The sequence below is a fragment of the Dietzia sp. UBA5065 genome, assembly GCA_002415925.1.
Lineage (GTDB): Bacteria > Actinomycetota > Actinomycetes > Mycobacteriales > Mycobacteriaceae > Dietzia.
Genome location: DIAZ01000145.1, coordinates 456 through 19,203 on the forward strand (window position 1 = coordinate 456; position 18,748 = coordinate 19,203).

An 18,748-nucleotide genomic window follows, 5' to 3' on the forward strand; every position below is an offset into this window, starting at 1 on the left:
GTGGTGTCGCCGTCCTTGTCGTGGATGTTGCCGGTATAGGCGTAGCGTTCCCCGGCGTCGCGCGCGTGCTGCAGGGCCCGCCGCAACGTGAGCTCGGGGGTGCGCTCGACGTCGCGCATGCGGTGGTCCGGGTGGAAGGCCGAGAAATGATGGGGCACGTCCGGCCCCAGCTCGGACACGACCCACTCGCACATCGCGGCGATCTCGGCGTCCGAGTCGTTCCTGCCCGGGATGAGCAGCGTGGTGATCTCCAGCCAGGTGTCGGTGGTGGCGAGGTGGCGCAGGGTGTCCTTGACCACCTCGAGCTCCGCCCCCGTGACGGTGCGGTAGAACTCCTCGGTGAAGCCCTTGAGGTCGACGTTGACGGCGTCCATGGCGGCGAAGAACTCCGGCCGCGGCTCGGCCTCGATGTACCCCGCCGTCACGGCGACGGTCCGGACCCCCCGCTCGTGACACGCCGCGGCCACGTCGATCGCGTATTCGGCGAAGATCACCGGGTCGTTGTACGTGAACGCCACCGACGTCGCCCCCGCCCCGACGGCCGTGTCGGCGATCGCCCCCGGACTCGCCGCGTCGGCGAGGGTGTCGGTCTCGCGCGATTTGGAGATGTCCCAGTTCTGGCAGAACTTGCAGCCCAGGTTGCAGCCGGCGGTGCCGAAGCTCAACACGGAGGTGCCGGGGAGGAAGTGGTTGAGCGGCTTCTTCTCGATGGGGTCCACGCAGAACCCGGAGCTGCGTCCGTAGGTGTCGAGGATCAGCTGCCCGCCGGTGTTCATGCGGACGAAGCAGAACCCCCGCTGCCCCTCGTTCATCCGGCAGTGCCGCGGGCACAGGTTGCACTGCACCCGGCCGTCGTCGGTCGTGTCCCACCATCGACCCACGTACGGGCGTGTGGCGGCGCGTGGCGATGTCATGTCCGGTCCTCCCCCCACTTGTCGACGACGAAGCGTCGCAGACTCCAGCTGTCGTCCCAGTCCAGGTGGTCGAGCCCGGCCTTGCGCCGGAGCGCCGCCATGAAGTCGGTGGCCTCGGGCAGCGGATCCCACATCTGCGGCAGGAACACCCCGCTCCGCCCGCGGCCGGAGAGCACCACGCCGTCGACCCCCGGGCGCAGCGCCCGCGTGGCCGCCTCCAGCCCGTCGGCCGCCACCGGTTCCGTCGCCGAGAGCACCGAGACCTCCACGTGGAGGTCGGGCAGCTCGCCCGGCGTGACGGGCTCGAAGCGGTGATCGCGGGTGGCGGCCGCGAGGGCGTTGCCGGCGACGTCCGCCCCGAGCCCCCGGTAGGGCTCGATGGTCCCGACGCAGCCGCGGAGCCGCCCCGCCGTGGTGAGCGTGACGAAGGATGCGCCGTCGCGCCGCAGCCAGGGGTGTCCGAGCAGGGCGGGCCAGCCGGGGGAGAGCCCCGGGTCCCGGCCCGCCCCGAGGTGGTGCGCGAGCACGGCCCGGGCGTAGGCGGGCAGCGTCGGTCCGATCGGGTCGTAGCGGACGGCCGGGTAGCCGACCACCCGGGCGGGGTCCCCGCGCGGGGACCGTGCGCTGGTGGAGTGGGCGAGCACGGTCGCGCGCAGCCCGCGGGCGGCGGCGTCGAGCATCAGGCCGTTCCACGGCACCGCCCCGCAGGCGCGGCGGGGAGGCAGGAGCGACCCCGCGCCGGTCACGCGGGACAGGGTGTCGGCGTCGACGCGCCGGGCCTCGGACTCGGAGAGGAAATGGGAGAGGTCGGAGCTGACGATGAGGAGGACGCCGTCCTCGGCGAGGATCGCCGCGACGAGCGCCGCCATGCCCTCCGGCTCGACGTGGCCGGCGACCAGCGGCAGGACGGGGACCCCCGGGGCCACCACCCGGAGAAACGGCAGGTGGACCTCCACGGAGTGCTCGCGGGCGTGGACGGCGGGCGAGGTGACGAGCAACCCCGGGTGCGTGTCCGCCAGGCGGCGGCGCAGCGTGGCGAGCAGGTCGGCGGGAACCTCCACCTCACCGAGCGGGGTGGCGAAGGCCCCCACGCCGGCGTCGGCGACGCCGTCCACCGCCACCCGGTGCGCCGGCCCGACCACGACGATCCGGCGGACGGCACCGGAGCGGACCGCGTCGGCCACGAGCCGGTACCCCGCGGCCGCGACCGGGCCGGAGAACTCGTACCCGGCGTGGGGCAGGACGAGCGCCCGGGGCGGGATCCGCGGGTCGGGCGGGGGTGGGCCGTCGCCGGTGGTGGCGGCTCCGGCGGTGCTGACTCCGGTGGTGGCGCCGGCGGGTGCGGGGTCCGCCAGCAGCCGCTCGACCTCGCGGCGCAGCGCATCGGCGGCCCCCGGGTAGAACGACCCGGCGACGGCGGGCGGGCGAACGGCGACGGTCATGGTGCATCGACCTCCGCCGTCCACGGTAGGCCTATTCCGGGGCGGGCGACAGCGGTCACCCGTCCTCCACGGTCACCTCCGACGCCCGCAACTCCTCACCGCAGCGGTCGCACCGGAGTCGCGGCCGGAGCGGCGCGCCGCAGGCGTGGGTGAGGGAGATCGCCGGCCCCTCCGGCGCCCGGAACCAGCGCTGGCCCCACGCGATCATCAGCGTGATGACGGGGAAGAACGCCTCCGCCCGGGCGGTGAGGACGTACCCCACCCGGTCCTGCCGCTCCGGGTTCTCGACGGCGGTGACCACGCCGGCGTCCTCGAAGCGGCGCAGTCGGTCGGCGAGGACGGCCGGCGGCGCACCGGTCCGGTCGGCGAGCTCGGTGAACCTGCTCCCGCCCATCATCAGCGCCCCGAGCAGGGCGGCCGACCACCGGTCGCCGAGCAGTTCCATGGTGCGGTCGAGGTACGGCGACGGCCGCCGCGCGCCGGTGGACCTGCGACGACCCACGGAGGCGGGGACGCTCCGGGTCCAGTCGCCGCTGGGGCCGAGGGCCGCCGTGACGGCGGCGCGGGTGACTGGTCGGTCGCAGTCGGCGCACGCGGTGACCGGGGAGAACAGCTCCCCGCACCGGCCGTGGCGCATCTCGGGCAGCGCGGCCGTGGGGTCGCGGTCCTTCTCCCACGCCCACATTGCCAGCAGGATCGGCCAGAGGTCGCGACCGCGGCGGGTGAGGACGTACTCGTGGCGGGCTGGCCGGTCGGAGTAGCGGACCCGGTCGAACAACCCGGCCTCGGTGAGCCTGCCCAGCCTGCCGGTGAGGACCGTGTTGGAGATGGGGCCGCGCCCCATCCAGTCCCCGTAGCGGCGGCAGCCGTCCACCGCGTGGCGCAGGATCCACAGGTTCCACTCGTCGCCGAGCAGGCCGAGGGTTACGGCGATGGCGTTGGGGCCGCCCGGCCCGAGCGCCGTGCTCCCGGTCCGGGCTGTCACCGGCCTCGCCGGTAGCGGTGCGCGTCGAGCCGACCCGGATCCGCCTCGAGCAGCCCGCGGTCCCACCCCGCCGGCTCCGCCGCGGCCTCATAGGTCTCCTGGAGGAAACCGAGCACGGTGGCCTCCGGATCCGCGGACCCGGCCGCGACCTCGTACGGCAGCACGAACTCGCCGAGGTCGGCCCGGTACCCGCCCACGCTCACCTCCCGCTCGGCGAAGCCTGGCGGGGTGGGGTAGGCGTAGGAGTAGAACGCGCCCTCGTCACCGCCGCCGGGCCAGAACCCGCAGCTGCTCAGTTCCCGGTCATACGCCTCGACCATCACCCAGTCGGCGCAGTTGGGGGCCCCGCCCGGATGCGCGGGCGCCGGGCGGCCCGAGAAGCGGGTGCACGCCAGGTCCATCGACCCCCAGAAGAAATGCACCGGCGAGACCTTGCCCGCGAAGCGCGCCCGGAACTCGCCCAGGACGCGGTCGGCGCGGACGAGCTGCTGCCAGAACCGGTGGGCCGCGTCGGGGTCGTACTCGCGGCCCGCGGTGTCCCGGGCGAAGGGGACGGCGGGGTCGACCTCGTTGGGGGCGGGCTGGAACGCCGGGCGGTCCACCCCGAGGTCGGCCAGCACCTCGAGGGTCTGCGCGTAGAACCGTGCCACGGACTGCCCCTCCAGGGCGAAGCCGCCGTGGGTACCTTCGGACGAGCGGGCGGACAACCGGTGGGAGACCAGGTCCAGCTCCACGTCCACGATTCCCGCCCGCGACGGGATCGACCCGGTGGTCAGCCCCCGCGCGGTCACGTACAGCGTGGCGTGCCACCAGTGGTTGACCAGCGGCGACTGCGCCATCCGCACCTTGCCGACGATCTGGGTCCACAGGTGCAATGTGTCCCGGGTGGCCGCCCAGTCATCCGTGCGGAGTCGGGGCCAGGGGGTGGTGGTCATGTCGCGCTCCTCGGTCGGAGACCTCGTCCCCTCGTTATACCCGCACGGACCCGCGGCCAGTACCGCCCGACCGGCACCGGAGCCTCGGTCGGTCCGGGCCTCTAGTCGTCCCGCCCCACCACCAGGCTGACCGTGGTGGTGGTGCTGCCGCCGATGTTGAGCATCGCGGCCCGGCGCGCGTCTGCCACCTGGTAGCCCTCGGCGGTGCCGGTCACCTGCTTGTGGCAGTCCACCAGCATGCGCACTCCGGTCGCGCCCACGGGATGCCCGCCGCCGAGCAGCCCGCCGCTCGGGTTGACGGGGATGCGGCCGCCGATCTCGAGCTCTCCCGACTCGATCGCCCGCCAGCTCTCGCCGGGCGGGGTGATGCCGAGGTGGTCGATGGCCATGTACTCGGAGGAGGTGAAGCAGTCGTGGGTCTCCACCAGGTCCACGCCGTCGACGCCCGGGACACCCGCGCGGGCGAACGCGTCCCCGATGGCCTGCGCGACGTGCGGGAACATCAGCGGTGAGCCCTCGCTCCGGCGCAGCTTCTCGTCCAGCGGCAACCCGACGGTGCGGTGCCCCCAGCCGAGGATCCGCGAGGACCGCACCGACCCCGGCCCGCCCCGCGCGCGCAGGAATCGATCGGAGACCAGGACGACCCCGGCGCCGCCGTCCGTGAGGGGCCCGCAGTCCGCCTTGTGCAGCCGGCCCTCGACGACGGGGTTGGCCGCGGCGTCGTCGGTGAACGCCTCCGCCGGGTGCGCCCACGCGCGGGTCTGTGCATTGGGGTTGGCCTTGGCGTTGCGGGTGTTGAGCTCGGCGATGGCCCACAGGTGCCGCGGATCGAGTCCGTGGCGGCGCTCGTACTCGTCCGCGATCCGACTGAACATGTGCGGCCACATGTACGCCGTGTCGGTGCCCTCGTGGCCGAGCCAGGCCGCGCCCTCCATGTAGCGGGAGCCGAGGTCGCCGGGGACGTTCTTCTCGATCTCCACGCCCAGCACGAGCGCGCAGTCGTAGCGACCCGCCTCCAGGTCCGCCATCGCGGCCAGCACGGCCAACGACCCGGACGCGCACGCCCCCTCGTGGCGGGTGGCCGGCACGCCCCACAGGTCGGGCAGCATGGTGGCGGGCATGGCCCCGAGATGCCCCTGACCGGTGTAGACCTGCCCGAAGGCGTTGGCCAGGTGGATCACGCCCACCTCGCCGGGCTCGACGCCGGCGGACTCGAGGGTCCGCTGCGCGACCTCGCCCACCAGATCGGAGACCTCCAGGCCCGCCCGGGCGATGTTGCGGGCGAAGTCCGACTGGTATCCGCCGACGATCCACACGGGGTCGCTCATCGCGGGCCCACCTTCCAGTTGGTCGAGGTGTCGTCGCGGGGCTTGACAGCACCGCCCCACCTAGTCACTCTTCTAGTTGTAGCGTAGATCGTTCGCCCCCAGAAGGAGAACCAGGTATGGACGTCGAGCTCGTCGGGAAACTGCTGTCGACCCTCCCCGAGGACGACGACCACCCCTACCGCTCCGGCCCGTGGCGGCCGCAGGACACCGAGTGGGAGGCCGACGACCTCGAGGTGGTCTCGGGCGAGATCCCCGCCGACCTCGACGGCATCTACCTGCGCAACACCGAGAACCCCCTGCACCCGGCGATCAAGCACTACCACCCGTTCGACGGCGACGGGATGATCCACGTGGTGGGCTTCCGCGACGGCAAGGCCTTCTACCGCAACCGCTTCATCCGCACCGAGGGGCTGCTCGACGAGCAGGAGGCCGGCCGCTCGCTGTGGGCCGGCATGACCGAGATGCCGGACTGGGCGCTGCGCGAGGACGGCTGGGGCGCCCGCGGCCGGATGAAGGACGCCTCGAGCACCGACGTCACGGTCCACCGCGGCCGGGCCCTGACCAGCTTCTGGATGTGCGGCGACCTCTACAGCCTGGACCCGTACAGCGGGCGCACCCTCGGCAAGGAGGACTGGAACGGCGGATTCCCGCGCGACTGGGGCGTCTCGGCCCACCCCAAGGTCGACGAGAACACCGGCGAGCTGCTGTTCTTCAACTACGGCAAGCAGACGCCGTACATGAACTACGGCGTGGTGGACGAGACCGGCAGCGTGGTCCACCGCGCCGAGATCCCCCTGCCCGGCCCGCGCCTGCCGCACGACATGGCGTTCACGGAGAACTACTCGATCCTCAACGACCTGCCCATGTTCTGGGACGCGGAACTGCTCACGCACGACCTGCACGTCCCCCGATTCCACAGGGAGCTCCCCGCCCGCTTCGCCGTCATCCCGCGCCGCGGCACCACGGCCGAGATCCGGTGGTTCGAGGCCGATCCCACCTATGTCCTGCACTTCACCAACGCCTACGAGGAGGGCGAGGAGATCGTCCTCGAGGGCTTCCACCAGGGCTGCCCCGAGCCGCAGGACGACGGCAGCGGCGACATGATGAACCGCATCTTCCGCTACCTGGCCCTGGACAACCTCCAGACCCGTCTGCACCGCTGGCGCTTCAACCTGCGCACCGGCCAGACCCGCGAGGAGCGCCTCACGGACACGATCACCGAGTTCGGGATGATCAACGGCGCACTGGGCGGCCGCGAGCACCGCTACGTCTACGCCGCCACCGGCGTCCCGGGCCGCTTCCTGTTCAACGGCCTGGTCCGGCACGACGTCAAGACCGGCGCCGAGGAGCACTACGCCCTGGGCGAGGGCGTGTACGGCAGCGAGACCTCCATGGCCCCGCGCGTCGGCAGCACCGGAGAGGACGACGGCTACCTGGTGACGCTCACCACCGACATGAACGAGGACGCGTCCTTCGCCCTGGTCTTTGACGCCTCCCGGGTCGCCGACGGCCCGGTCTGCACCCTCCGCCTGCCCGAACGCATCTCCAGCGGCACGCACTCCACGTGGGTCGCGGGCGCCGAGCTGCGCCGCTGGGACACCGCGGACACGGCCGCGCAGGCGGTGGGGCTGTAGGGGCCCGACGGTCGGGGCGCGGTGGCGGACGGTTCTGCCGCGGGCCCCGGGGTCGGCTACGCTCGACTGGTCCTGCGCCCGCGCGGGACGTCCGTGGTACGCGGCGGAAGTCGGTGCGAATCCGACGCTGTCCCGCAACTGTGATCCCGCCTCGCGCGGGCGAGCCAGGTCGGCCGGTGCCGCGGTGCCGTACGAACTGACCTCGGACGAAGGGCGGTTGCGTGCAGCGGCGTCCGCGTCGCGGCCCGAGCCGCCCTCGTCCTCCGAGCCCCGGAGGATGTTGTGCACCACCCACGAGCCCGCTCGCTGGTCGTCGCGGCCCTGACGGCCGTCGCGCTGGTCGCCGCGGCGTGCACCGGTCCCGACGACTCCACCCCGGCCGCCGACGGTCCCCCGCCCGGCGAGCCCCGGGCGATCATCTCGCTCAGCCCCACCACCACCGAGATGCTGTACGCGGTCGGCGCGGGCGAGCAGGTGGTCGCCGTCGACGACCGTTCCGACTTCCCGGCCGGCGCTCCGCGCACCGAGCTGTCGGGGTACACCCCGAACCTCGAGGCGATCCTGGGCTACCAGCCCGACCTGGTGGTGGCCACGGACGACACCGGCGACATCGTGGCCGGGCTCGAACGCTCCGGGGTGGAGGTGCTGCTCCTGCCCGCCGCCGCCACCCTCGACGACACCTACACCCAGCTCGAGCAGGTCGGCGCCGCCACCGGACACGTCGGCGAGGCCGCCGAACTGGTGTCGCGGATGCGGGTGGAGATCGATCAGATCGTCGCCTCGGTCCCGGCGCGACAGACCCCGCTGACCTACTTCCACGAGCTCGACGACACCCTCTACACCGTCACCGACGACACCTACATCGGCGAGATCTACTCCCTGCTGGGGATGACCTCCATCGCCACCGGGGGCAACGGCTACCCGCAACTGTCGGAGGAGCTCATCCTCGAGGCCGACCCGGACCTGGTCCTGCTCGCCGACGGTCAGTGCTGCGGGATCACCCCGGAGCTTGTGGCCGAGCGGCCCGGCTGGGGCGAGCTCACCGCGGTCCGGGAGGACCGCGTCGTGGTGGTCGACGAGGACGTCGCCAGCCGATGGGGCCCCCGCGTGGTGGACTTCATGCGCGAGGTGGCCGGGATCGTCAACCGGATCCCGTCCGGCCAGCCCGCGTCGTGACCCGCCCGTCGCCCCGCCCCGCCCTGGTGTTGGGCGGGGCGACGCTGCTCTTCCTCGCGGCGCTGCTCGCGGGCACCCTGGTCGGCCCGGCCGGCCTCACCCCGCGCGGCGTCCTGCTGGACCTGCTCGACCAGCTGCCGGTGGTGGCCGTCGACTCGGGGCTCACGCCCCGCCAGCAGGTGATCCTGTGGGAGATCCGGATCCCGCGGGTGGTGCTCGGCGGGATCGTCGGCGCGATGCTGGCGCTCGCCGGCGCCACCTACCAGGGCGTGTTCCGCAACCCGCTCGCCGATCCGTACCTCCTGGGCGTGTCCAGTGGCGCCGGGCTGGGCGCGACGCTGGCGATCGTCGCGGGCGGGGCCATGGGCTCCGCGCTCGTGCCGCCCGCGGCCTTCGCCGGCGGCATGATCGCGGTGATGGCCACCTACGCGCTCGGTCAGAGCGTCGGCGGCGGACGCGCGGAGGTCGTCATCATCCTCGCCGGCGTCGCCGTCGCCGCGTTCGCCAGCGCGATCCAGACCTTCTTCATGCAACGTCACGACGAGACCCTGCGTCAGGTGTACTCGTGGATGCTCGGCCGGCTCACGACCAGCGGCTGGTCGGAGGTGTGGACCGTGCTCCCGTACGTCGTGGTGTCGGTCGGGGTGATCGCGCTGTTCCGCCGGACCCTCGACGTGATGGCCGTCGGCGACCTCGAGGCCTCCACCCTGGGTGTCACGCCGGCCCGGGTGCGGCTGGTCCTCATCAGCGCGGCCACGCTCGGCACCGCCGCGGTCGTCTCCGTGAGCGGCCTGATCGGGTTCGTCGGCATCGTGATCCCCCACGCCGTCCGGCTGGTGATCGGCCCCGGCCACCGGCTGCTCCTGCCGCTGTCGCTGCTGGTGGGCGCCACGTTCCTCATCCTCGCGGACATCGTCGCCCGGACCGCCATGAGCCCGGCCGAGCTGCCCATCGGCGTCGTCACCGCCGCGATCGGCGCCCCGTTCTTCCTGTTCGTCCTCCGCCGGAGCCGGGGCCACATATGACGGTCGCCCTGTCCTGCCGCGGCCTCCGCGTCTCCCGCGACCGGTCCCCGGTCCTCCACGGGATCGACCTCACCGTCCCCACCGGGGCCTGGATCTCGCTCGTCGGCCCCAACGGCTCGGGCAAGACCACCCTGCTCCACGCCCTCGCGGGCCTCATCCCCTCCGCCGGCCACGTCGAGATCGGTGGGTTGTCCCCCCGCCGGGCGGGCCGGCGGAAGATCGCCCGGACCGTGGCGATGATGCCGCAGCGCCCGATCGTCCCCGAGGGCGTGACCGCGCGGGAGCTGATCCGCCTGGGCCGCACCCCGCACATCCCCCGGTTCGGCACGGAGTCACCCCGCGACGACGAGGTGGTCGAGCACGTGATCGACCGACTCGGCCTGCGCGATCTCGCCTCCCGCACCGCCACCACCCTGTCCGGCGGCGAGCTCCAGCGTGTCGTGCTCGGTCGCTCGCTGGCGCAGGAGCCGCGGGTGTTGCTCCTGGACGAGCCGACGAGCGCCCTCGACATCGGGCACCAGCAGCAGGTGCTGGACCTGGTCGACTCGATGCGCCGGGAGACCGGGCTCACCGTGGTGGCCGCCATGCACGACCTCACCTCGGCCGCGCACTACGGCGAGCGGCTGGTGCTGCTCGACCGCGGGAGGCTGATCGCCGACGGGACGCCCGGGGAGGTGCTCACCGTCGAGCGCGTGGCCCGGGTGTACGGGGCCCGCGTCGAGGTCCTGGGTCGCCGCGACGGCCCAGCGGTCCTGCCGCTGCGGGAGCCGGGGGCGGGGACCTGATGGAGGTCGTCCTCCTGGGGACCGGCGCCGCCGACGGGTGGCCCAACCCGTTCTGCCGGTGCGCGTCGTGCGAGGACGCACGCCGGTGCGGCGTGCTGCGGGGCCAGACCTCCGCGCTGGTCGACGACGAGCTGCTGATCGACTGCGGACCGGAGGCGCCGGGGGCCGCGTCGCGTCTCGGGCGGACGCTGGCGGGGGTCGGACATCTGCTCATCACGCACGCCCACTCCGACCACCTGGGCCCCCAGGCGCTGCTCTCCCGCTCCTGGGTCCCCGGGGTCGGCCGGCTCGAGGTGGTCGGCCCGGCCGACGCCCTCGACCTGTGCCGACCCTGGGTCGGCCCCGGGGACCCCGTGCGCTTCACCCCCGTCACCGCCGGGGACCGCATCGCGGTCGGCGCCTACGACGTGCGCGTCCTGCCCGCGTGGCACCGGGTGTTCAGTGACGGGGACGCGGTGCTCTACGACGTGACCGGCCCCGACGGCGCGCGCATCCTCTGGGCGACCGACACCGGGCCGTGGCCCGACGACTGGTTCGACGCCGTCCGCGGCGCCGGGTTCGACGCCGTCTTCCTCGAGGAGACCCTCGGCGACCGCGAGGACGTCTCGCAGGCGCACCTCGGGCTGGCCCGGTTCGGCCGCATGCTCGCGTCGCTCCGGCTGGCCGGGGCGGTCGACCACCACACCGACGTGGTGGCCGTGCACCTGGGCCACCACAACCCCCCTCTCGACAGGCTGGCGGCGCGCCTGGCCGAGCACGGCGCCCGGGCGGGACTCGACGGCGAGGTCGTCGCCTCCGGTCCGACGTCGCCCTGACCCGCGCCCGCTCGCGAGGGGGATGTCGGACCCCCGCCCTACCCTGCGGGTGAGCTCGATCGGGGACCGATCGAGGACAGGAGGCGCACGCCGTGACCACACCGAACGTCCCGTCGGCGGCCGAGAGGGCCCGGGCCGAGGCGGCGCGCGCACAGGCGGACGCCGGCGTCGCGCTGGCCCATTTCGAGGCGCTCACCCGGGTCCGCGACGCCGACCGCACGCGGGTCTGCCTCCTGCCGCTGGGCACGGATCCGGCGACCGCCGCTGCCCCGAGGTGGGCCGAGGACCGGGCCGTCGACTTGGTCGCCGCCGGGTCGGCCGCGCAACCGCTGACCCCGGCTCGCGCCGAGGAGGAACGGCGGCGGCTCCTCTGGTCGGCGGTCGCCAGGATCATCGGCGCGGTCCTCGCCGCCGCCGTCGCGATCGGCGTCGCGGTCGCGATGATCTCCGGAATGGCGGGCTGACCCCGTGGGGTCCAGGGGAGGCGTCGGCTGCGTCGGCGCGGTGGGCCTGCTCATCGTGGTCTCGATGATCATCAGCCTCATCGTGTTCCTGGTCGGTGTGGCCGCGGTGGTGGCCGGCCTCGGGGCGGCCGGGTGGCTGCTCTCCTCCGCGGTGGCCGATCTGCGTCGACGCGCCCGCCTCACCCAGGGCACCGAGCCGCTGCAGGCCTCCGGGACCCGCGCCCAGCGGATCGCCGCGGGCTCGCACTCCGCCGCGCAGGAGGCCCTCGCCTCCTCCCTCGCCGCGTGGCGGTACCTGTCCGTCACCCGGGCGATCGGGACGCCGCTGCAGGAGTCCTTCGACCGTCTCGAACGCCGGGCGGTCCACGACGTCGCGTTCCAGGACCTCCTCCTGCGGGCGGAGACCGAGCACGCCCGATCGGTCATCGACCGGCCCGTCACGGTCGCCGACCTCACCCGGCAGACCGTCGACCTGGACCGGCTGAACTCCGAGCTGCGCCGGTCGGTTCACCGGATGGTCGCCGACGAGACGGGGCGCTGAGCCGCGCGACCCGGGGGCGCGGGGGTTCGGGGGTTCGCAGGGCCGTTCGTCGCCGATCGTAGATACCCCCTGGGGCATCTTGTGGATACCCCCAGGGGTATGTATTCTCGTGGCATACCCACCGCCGGGAACCCCGATCCACAAGGAGAGCCCCATGCTTCTCGAACGCATCTACGACGAGGACCTGGCCCAGGCCGGATACTTCATCGGCTGTCAGGCCAAGGGCGAGGCCGTGGTCGTCGACGCCCGCCGCGACGTCCGCCAGTACCTCGACCTCGCGGCGAAGCACGGCATGACCATCACCGCCGTGACCGAGACCCACATCCACGCCGACTACCTGTCGGGCACCCGCGAACTGGCCGAGGCCACGGGCGCGCGCATCTACGTCTCCGGCGAGGGCGGCGCGGACTGGCAGTACGGCTTCGAGGCCGAGCGCCTGCATCACGGTGACCGGCTCGCGCTGGGGAACATCACCGTCGAGGCCGTGCACACCCCGGGCCACACCCCCGAGCACCTGTCCTTCCTGATCACCGACGGGGCGTTCGCCGATGCCCCCGGGTACATGCTCACCGGCGACTTCGTCTTCTCCGGCGACCTCGGCCGACCGGACCTGCTCGACGAGGCCGCGGGCGGGGTCGACACCCGCTTCGGCGGTGCCAAGCAGATCTTCCAGAGCCTGAAGAAGTCCTTCCTCACCCTGCCGGACCACGTCCAGGTCTTCCCCGGCCACGGTTCCGGCAGCGCCTGCGGCAAGGCCCTGGGCGCCCTCCCGTCCACCAGCGTCGGCTACGAGCGTCGCTTCGCCTGGTGGGCCGGCTACCTCGAGCGCGACGACGAGCAGGGCTTCGTCGACGAGCTGCTCGACGGCCAGCCTGACGCCCACGCGTACTTCGGACGGATGAAGCGCCAGAACAAGGAGGGCCCGGCCGTCCTCGGACCGCTGGCCCCGCTGCACCGGTACGAGTCGGCCGAGCTCGCCGCCGCGCTCGAGGCCGACCGGGTCGTCGTCGTCGACACCCGCGGCCAGGACGAGGTCCACGCCGGCACCGTCGCCGGGTCGCTCAACGTGCCCGGCGTCGCCAAGGCCGCGTCCTTCGGCGCCTGGGTCTACGACCCCGAGCGCGAGACCACACCCCTTGTGGTCCTCGCCGAGGACTCCGAGGTCGCCGATCAGTTCCGCGACCACCTGCTCCGGGTGGGCATCGACACGGTCACCGGCTACACCACGAGCCTCGACGGGTTGCCCATGACGACCCCCGAGATGATCGGCCCCGACGAGCTCGGGTCGTTCGAGGCCTCCATGGTCCTGGACGTGCGGAACAAGACCGAGCACGCCGACGGCCACATCCCGGGCTCCGAGCAGCTCAGTGGCGGCCGGGTCCTCTGGAACCTCGACCGCCTCCCGACCGACGGCCCGATCGTGACGTACTGCCAGAGCGGCGTCCGCAACTCGGTCGCGGCCAGCGCCCTGCGTCGCGCCGGCTACCGGGTCGTGGAGCTCGAGGGCAGCTACGCCGCGTGGTCCGAGCGCAACCTCGCGACGGTCTGACCGGGCTCACCCCCAGACCCACCCACCCCGGACCGTCTCCCCGAAGTAACGCCGGCGCCCCCGCCGGAGAAAGGCGCATGCCATGGAGATCACCATGATCATCGTCGTGGCACTGTCCGTCCTGGTCGGCCTGTCCCTGGGCCTGCTCGGCGGGGGCGGTTCCATCCTCGTCGTCCCGCTGCTCACCTACGTCGGCGGCCTCGACCCCAAGGAGGCGATCGCGACCTCCCTGTTCGTCGTCGGCGCCACCTCGCTCGCCAGCCTCGTCGGGCACGCCCGGAAGGGTCGGGTCCAGTGGCGGACGGGGCTGATCTTCGGGGCGGCCGGAATGCTCGGCGCGTTCCTCGGCGGCCTCGCCGGCGGACACATCCCGGGCGCGATCCTCATGATCGCGTTCGCCGCGATGATGATCGCCACCGCGGGCGCGATGATCCGCGGCCGCAAGAACGACGGCGGTGGGGCCGGGTCGCATGACCATCCCCTGTGGCGGATCCTGCTCGACGGCCTTGTCGTGGGAGCCGCGACCGGCCTGGTGGGGGCCGGCGGCGGTTTCCTCGTGGTCCCGGCCCTCGTGCTCCTGGCCGGGTTGCCGATGACCGCCGCGGTGGGCACCTCGCTGCTCGTGATAAGCATGAAGTCCTTCGCCGGGCTGGCCGGATACCTCACCTCGGTGAGCCTGGACTGGCCGCTGGTCGCCGCCGTCACCGCCGCCGCGATCGCCGGCTCCTTCATCGGCGTCCGGCTCACCTCCGTGGTGCCGGAGCAGGCGCTGCGCAAGGGCTTCGGCTACTTCGTCCTGCTCATGGGCGCCTTCGTCCTCTCCCAGGAACTGCCCTTCCCCGCCGGGCCGATCATCCTCGGGGCGGTCGGGGTGGTCGTCCTCGCGGCGGTGGGCTGCCTGCTCGTCGCCGGGGACCGGTGCCCGCTCCGCACGTCCGATCGACGCCCCGCCGACGCCACGGACGACACGTCCTCCGGCCCCGACCTCGGGGCCCCCGGCGACCCCTCGCTGGAGCCCGCCCGGACCGGGTCACGACGGTGAGCGCCACCCCGCCCCGGACCGGGACCGAGGTCACCGCCCGACTGGAGAGTGCGCGCGAGCGACTCGACGCCGTGATCGCGGCGGTCGAGGGCCGGGACTCCTGTCGCGCCACGGTCGACCTGCTCGTCGCGGTCTCCCGCGACCTCAACGGCGTCGGCTTCGCGCTCGTCTCGAACGCCATGAGCCAGTGCGCCGTAACCGGGGACGACGCGGCGGGGGACGGGTCCGGCCTCACCGCCGCGGAGCTCGAGAAGCTGCTGCTCTCGCTCGCCTGACCCGCGGCCCCCCGGCCGGTGGGGCCCCTGACTGTTAGGCTTGCCTAAGTCAGTTGAGTCCACCCCCGCACCGAGGACGGCGCCATGCCCCCAGATCGCACCCGACCCGCACCGGTCACCCTCACCGTCCTCCGGACCGAGACCGTGGGCGCGCACCTCGAGCGCGTGGTCCTCGGCGGCGCCGGGTTCGACTCCTTCCTCCCCCGCGAGGAGACCGACAGCTACGTCAAGCTCGAGCTGCCGTCCGAGGACGGCCCGGTGGTGCGGACCTACACCGTGCGCCGGGTCGATCCGGCGGCCCAGGAGCTGTGGATCGACTTCGTCGTCCACGGCGACGAGGGCGTGGCGGGCCCGTGGGCGCGCTCGGTCGCACCGGGGACCGAGGTCACCGTCCGCGGACCGGGAGGGGGCTACCGGCCCGACCCGGGGGCCGACTTCCACCTGCTCGCCGGGGACGAGACGGCCGTGCCCGCGATCGCCGTCGCGCTGGAGTCGCTGCCGGCCGACGCCGTCGGCGCGGCGTTCCTCGAGGTGGGAGTCGACGACGACGAGCTGGAGCTGACCGCCCCGGTGGGGGTGCCCGTCACGTGGGTACGCCGGGGCACGCCCACCACGGACGCCGGCGCCGGACTGGTCGACGGCGACGCCCCGCTGGTCGCGGCGGTGCGGGGGATGCCGTGGCCGGGCGGGGACGTGCAGGTGTTCGTCCACGGCGAGGCGGAGACCGTGATGAAGCACCTGCGGCCGTACCTCCGGCGCGAGCGCGGGGTGCCGTCCGACCGCGCCTCCATCTCCGGGTACTGGCGCCGTGGCCGCACCGAGGAGGGTTTCCGCACCTGGAAACGCGAACTCGCGGACTCGGAACCGGATCCACCGCCCGGCAGGTGAGTCACGGGTCACCGTGTCGGAAAGACCTAGTACCCTCATGTGCCAGCACCGTTCACCGCATCCGGCCCCTCACGTTCACCCGTGACCGTAGACAAGGCATGGCACATGGCATTCTCCCGCGCGACGTTCATCACCGGACTGGTGGCCACCTCGGCGCTCGTCCTCGCAGGCTGCTCCGGCGCCGACGACTCGACCGGCGGCGGTGACGAGCCCTACCGGATCGGCATCAACCAGCTGGTCCAGCACCCGGCGCTCGACTCGGCCACGGCCGGGTTCAAGGCCGCCTTCGACGAGGCCGGTGTCGAGGTCGAGTTCGACGAGCAGAACGCCAACGGCGAGCAGGCCACCGCCCTGACCATCGCCCAGCAGTTCGCGGCCGACGACCTCGACCTCGCGCTGGCCGTGGCCACCCCGGCCGCCCAGGCCATGGCGCAGAACATCACCACCATCCCGCTGTTGTTCACCGCGGTCACCGACCCGGTCTCGGCCGAGCTCGTGGACTCGATGGAGGCGCCCGGCGCCAACGTGACCGGCACGTCCGACGCCGCGCCGATCGACGAGCAGCTCGAGCTGCTCAAGCAGATCGTCCCGGACGCCAAGCGGATCGGGATCGTCTACGCCTCCGGCGAGGTCAACTCCCAGGTGCAGGTGGACCAGGCCGAGGAGGCCGCCGGCCCGCTGGGCCTGGAGATCGAGACCCAGACCGTCACCACCGTGAACGAGATCCAGCAGGCCGTCGAGGCCCTCGGTGACGTCGACGCCATCTACGTCCCCACGGACAACATGATCGTCTCCGGCATCGCCTCGCTGGTGCAGGTGGCCGAGGACAAGCAGATCCCGGTGATCGCGGCGGAGGAGGGCACCGTCGAGGGTGGAGCCGTGGCCACCCTCGGCATCGACTACGAGGAGCTGGGCCGCCAGACCGGCGAGATGGCGCTGCGCATCCTGCGTGACGGCGAGGACCCGGCCACCATGCCGGTCGAGACCGCGACCGAGTTCACCTACGTGGTCAACGAGGCCGCCGCCGAGCGCCAGGGCGTCACCATCCCCCAGGACATCCTCGCCAAGGCCGACCGCAAGTGATCGGCGCCGTCGAGGTAGGCCTCATCTACGGGGTCATGGCGCTGGGGGTCTACCTGACCTTCCGCGTGCTCAACTTCCCCGACCTCACCGTCGACGGCAGCTTCACCACCGGGGCCGCCACCGCGGCCGTAGCCATCATCGCCGGCTGGAACCCGGTGCTCGCGACCCTCGCGGGTTTCGTCACCGGGTTCCTGGCAGGCACGGTCACCGGGCTCCTGCACACCAAGGGCAAGATCGACGGCCTCCTGGCCGGCATCCTCACCATGATCGCCCTGTGGTCCATTAACCTGCGCATCATGGACGGCGCGAACGTCCCACTGCTGCGCCGGGACACCGCCTTCACCCCGCTGCGCGACGCCGGCATCCTCGGCACCTGGGGAGGCGTCGCCGTCCTCGCCCTGGCCGTGGTCCTCCTGGGCCTCGTCGTGGTGTGGTTCCTCACCACCGACCTCGGCCTGTCCATCCGCGCGACGGGCGACAACGGCCCCATGATCTCCTCCTTCGGCGTCTCCACCGACTTCACCAAGACCCTCACCCTGGCGCTGTCCAACGGGTTCGTGGGGATGTGCGGGGCGCTCATCGCCCAGTACCAGGGCTTCGCCGACATCTCGATGGGCATCGGCCTCATCCTGGTGGGCCTGGCGTCGGTGATCCTGGGGCAGGCGATCCTCGGGCAGCGCAGGCTGCTGCTCGCCGTGTTCGCCGTGATCGTGGGCGCGGTGCTGTACCGCCTCATCATCTTCGCCGCGCTCCGCGTGGGCCTGGACCCCAACGACATGAAGGCCATCACGGCCCTCCTCGTGGTGATCGCCCTGCTCGTGCCCCGGTGGAAAGCCGTGGGCGGGCGTGTCGGGCGGAGATCGACCGCGACGAGTGTCGCCGCGACCAGCGCCAAGGAGGCGTGACGATGCTGACCGTGACCGATGTGTCCAAGACCTTCTTCCCGGGCACCGTCAACGAGCGCACGGCCCTGGACCGGCTCAACCTGACGATGGCCGAGGGCGACTTCGTCACCGTGATCGGCTCCAACGGCGCCGGGAAGTCGACGCTGCTCAACGCCGTATCCGGCCGGTTGATCGCCGACAGCGGCAGCATCGAGATCGACGGCAGGAACGTCAACCGCATGCCCGACTACCGGCGCGCGAAGTACGTGGGCCGCGTGTTCCAAGACCCGCTCGCCGGGACCGCGCCCAACCTCACCATCGAGGAGAACCTCTCGCTGGCGTTCCTGCGCGGCAAGCGGCGCGGGCTCGGCCCGGGGCTGAGCAAGAAGCGTCGGGGCACGTTCGTCGAGCAGCTGGCGATGCTCGAGCTGGGGCTCGAGGACCGGCTCACCGCCAAGGTCGGGTTGCTGTCCGGCGGTCAGCGGCAGGCGCTCTCTCTGCTCATGGCCGGGTTCACCCAGCCGCGGATCATGCTGCTCGACGAGCACACCGCGGCCCTGGACCCGCAGCGGGCCGAGCTGGTCACCACCATCACCGAGCGGATCGTCCACGAGGGCGGGCTCACCACTCTCATGGTCACCCACAACATGGAGCAGGCCATCCGCCTGGGCAACCGGCTGATCATGATGCACGAGGGTCGGATCGTCTACGAGGCGGACGACCAGAAGAAGGCCTCGCTCACCGTGCAGGACCTGCTCAAGGAGTTCGCCAACATCAAGGGCGCCACCCTGTCCGACAAGGCCTTCCTGGGCTGAGCTTTCCTGGGCCGGGCCTTCCTGGGCTGGGCCCCGCCGATCACCCGAGCGGCGGGGCGCCCGCCGCGGGCCCCCCCCCCCCCCCCCCGCGGCGGGGCCGGGCGCGCGCCCCCCACGCCGCACGACACCCGCGGGGGCGGCGGCCGGCCCCCGCCTCCAGCGCCGGCG

At 73.0% G+C, this 18,748-nt stretch carries 19 protein-coding genes and 1 riboswitch; of the genes, 14 read left to right on the plus strand and 5 right to left on the minus strand.

What is annotated here, in order from left to right:
• From amrS to B4M60_RS12010, 5 genes are all read right to left on the minus strand, one after another.
• Positions 1-914, minus strand: a 914-nt coding sequence (amrS, locus tag B4M60_RS11990; protein ID WP_291084180.1) for an AmmeMemoRadiSam system radical SAM enzyme, incomplete at its 3' end; no start/stop codon positions are given.
• Positions 911-2,356 carry an AmmeMemoRadiSam system protein B gene (amrB, locus tag B4M60_RS11995; RefSeq protein WP_291084182.1) on the minus strand — a complete coding sequence of 482 codons (1,446 nt, stop codon included), beginning with the start codon at positions 2,354-2,356 and terminating at the stop codon, positions 911-913. The genes amrS and amrB, both read right to left, overlap by 4 nt.
• Before the next feature lie 55 nt (positions 2,357-2,411).
• The gene (locus tag B4M60_RS12000; RefSeq protein ID WP_291084185.1) at positions 2,412-3,341 is read right to left on the minus strand and encodes a winged helix-turn-helix transcriptional regulator; all 930 of its coding nucleotides are present in this window, start codon (positions 3,339-3,341) and stop codon (positions 2,412-2,414) included.
• Positions 3,338-4,276: a DUF5996 family protein gene (locus B4M60_RS12005; RefSeq protein WP_291084187.1), complete on the minus strand. Its 939-nt coding sequence runs from the start codon at positions 4,274-4,276 to the stop codon at positions 3,338-3,340. Before B4M60_RS12005 ends, B4M60_RS12000 begins: the two co-directional genes overlap by 4 nt.
• 101 nt (positions 4,277-4,377) lie before the next feature.
• On the minus strand, positions 4,378-5,604 hold the full coding sequence (locus B4M60_RS12010) for an acetyl-CoA acetyltransferase (protein ID WP_291084191.1): 1,227 nt from the start codon (positions 5,602-5,604) through the stop codon (positions 4,378-4,380).
• Between the two features lie 116 nt (positions 5,605-5,720).
• Here B4M60_RS12010 and B4M60_RS12015 point away from each other — a divergent pair, with 116 nt between their 5' ends.
• From B4M60_RS12015 to B4M60_RS12080, 14 genes are all read left to right on the plus strand, one after another.
• On the plus strand, positions 5,721-7,238 hold the full coding sequence (locus tag B4M60_RS12015) for a carotenoid oxygenase family protein (RefSeq protein WP_291084194.1): 1,518 nt from the start codon (positions 5,721-5,723) through the stop codon (positions 7,236-7,238).
• Between the two features lie 109 nt (positions 7,239-7,347).
• A riboswitch (cobalamin riboswitch) is annotated at positions 7,348-7,407 on the plus strand.
• Positions 7,408-7,520: 113 nt separating this feature from the next.
• Positions 7,521-8,414, plus strand: coding sequence for an ABC transporter substrate-binding protein (locus B4M60_RS12020; protein ID WP_291084197.1), 894 nt, complete (start codon positions 7,521-7,523; stop codon positions 8,412-8,414).
• The gene (locus B4M60_RS12025; RefSeq protein WP_291084199.1) at positions 8,411-9,439 is read left to right on the plus strand and encodes a FecCD family ABC transporter permease; all 1,029 of its coding nucleotides are present in this window, start codon (positions 8,411-8,413) and stop codon (positions 9,437-9,439) included. Before B4M60_RS12020 ends, B4M60_RS12025 begins: the two co-directional genes overlap by 4 nt.
• The gene (locus tag B4M60_RS12030) at positions 9,436-10,224 is read left to right on the plus strand and encodes an ABC transporter ATP-binding protein (protein ID WP_291084201.1); all 789 of its coding nucleotides are present in this window, start codon (positions 9,436-9,438) and stop codon (positions 10,222-10,224) included. The genes B4M60_RS12025 and B4M60_RS12030 overlap by 4 nt, the downstream gene beginning before the upstream one ends.
• On the plus strand, positions 10,224-11,039 hold the full coding sequence (locus B4M60_RS12035) for an MBL fold metallo-hydrolase (protein WP_291084203.1): 816 nt from the start codon (positions 10,224-10,226) through the stop codon (positions 11,037-11,039). Before B4M60_RS12030 ends, B4M60_RS12035 begins: the two co-directional genes overlap by 1 nt.
• Before the next feature lie 92 nt (positions 11,040-11,131).
• On the plus strand, positions 11,132-11,503 hold the full coding sequence (locus B4M60_RS12040; RefSeq protein ID WP_291084206.1) for a hypothetical protein: 372 nt from the start codon (positions 11,132-11,134) through the stop codon (positions 11,501-11,503).
• Positions 11,504-11,507: 4 nt separating this feature from the next.
• The gene (locus tag B4M60_RS12045) at positions 11,508-12,044 is read left to right on the plus strand and encodes a hypothetical protein (protein ID WP_291084209.1); all 537 of its coding nucleotides are present in this window, start codon (positions 11,508-11,510) and stop codon (positions 12,042-12,044) included.
• Positions 12,045-12,198: 154 nt separating this feature from the next.
• Positions 12,199-13,593 carry an MBL fold metallo-hydrolase gene (locus B4M60_RS12050; protein WP_291084212.1) on the plus strand — a complete coding sequence of 465 codons (1,395 nt, stop codon included), beginning with the start codon at positions 12,199-12,201 and terminating at the stop codon, positions 13,591-13,593.
• Positions 13,594-13,675: 82 nt separating this feature from the next.
• A complete protein-coding gene (locus tag B4M60_RS12055) occupies positions 13,676-14,635 on the plus strand; it encodes a sulfite exporter TauE/SafE family protein (protein ID WP_291084215.1) in 960 nt (319 codons plus the stop codon).
• Positions 14,632-14,910 (plus strand): metal-sensing transcriptional repressor, encoded by a 279-nt coding sequence (locus B4M60_RS12060; protein ID WP_291084218.1) that lies wholly within the window; start codon positions 14,632-14,634, stop codon positions 14,908-14,910. Before B4M60_RS12055 ends, B4M60_RS12060 begins: the two co-directional genes overlap by 4 nt.
• Before the next feature lie 84 nt (positions 14,911-14,994).
• Entirely contained in the window at positions 14,995-15,798 is an 804-nt protein-coding gene (locus tag B4M60_RS12065; protein WP_291084221.1) for a siderophore-interacting protein, read from the plus strand.
• Between the two features lie 105 nt (positions 15,799-15,903).
• Complete coding sequence (locus B4M60_RS12070; RefSeq protein WP_291084224.1) at positions 15,904-16,881, plus strand: ABC transporter substrate-binding protein; 978 nt, start codon at positions 15,904-15,906, stop codon at positions 16,879-16,881.
• Complete coding sequence (locus B4M60_RS12075; protein ID WP_291084227.1) at positions 16,878-17,786, plus strand: ABC transporter permease; 909 nt, start codon at positions 16,878-16,880, stop codon at positions 17,784-17,786. The genes B4M60_RS12070 and B4M60_RS12075 overlap by 4 nt, the downstream gene beginning before the upstream one ends.
• Before the next feature lie 2 nt (positions 17,787-17,788).
• The gene (locus B4M60_RS12080; protein WP_291084230.1) at positions 17,789-18,580 is read left to right on the plus strand and encodes an ABC transporter ATP-binding protein; all 792 of its coding nucleotides are present in this window, start codon (positions 17,789-17,791) and stop codon (positions 18,578-18,580) included.
• The last annotated feature ends 168 nt before the right edge of the window (positions 18,581-18,748 follow it).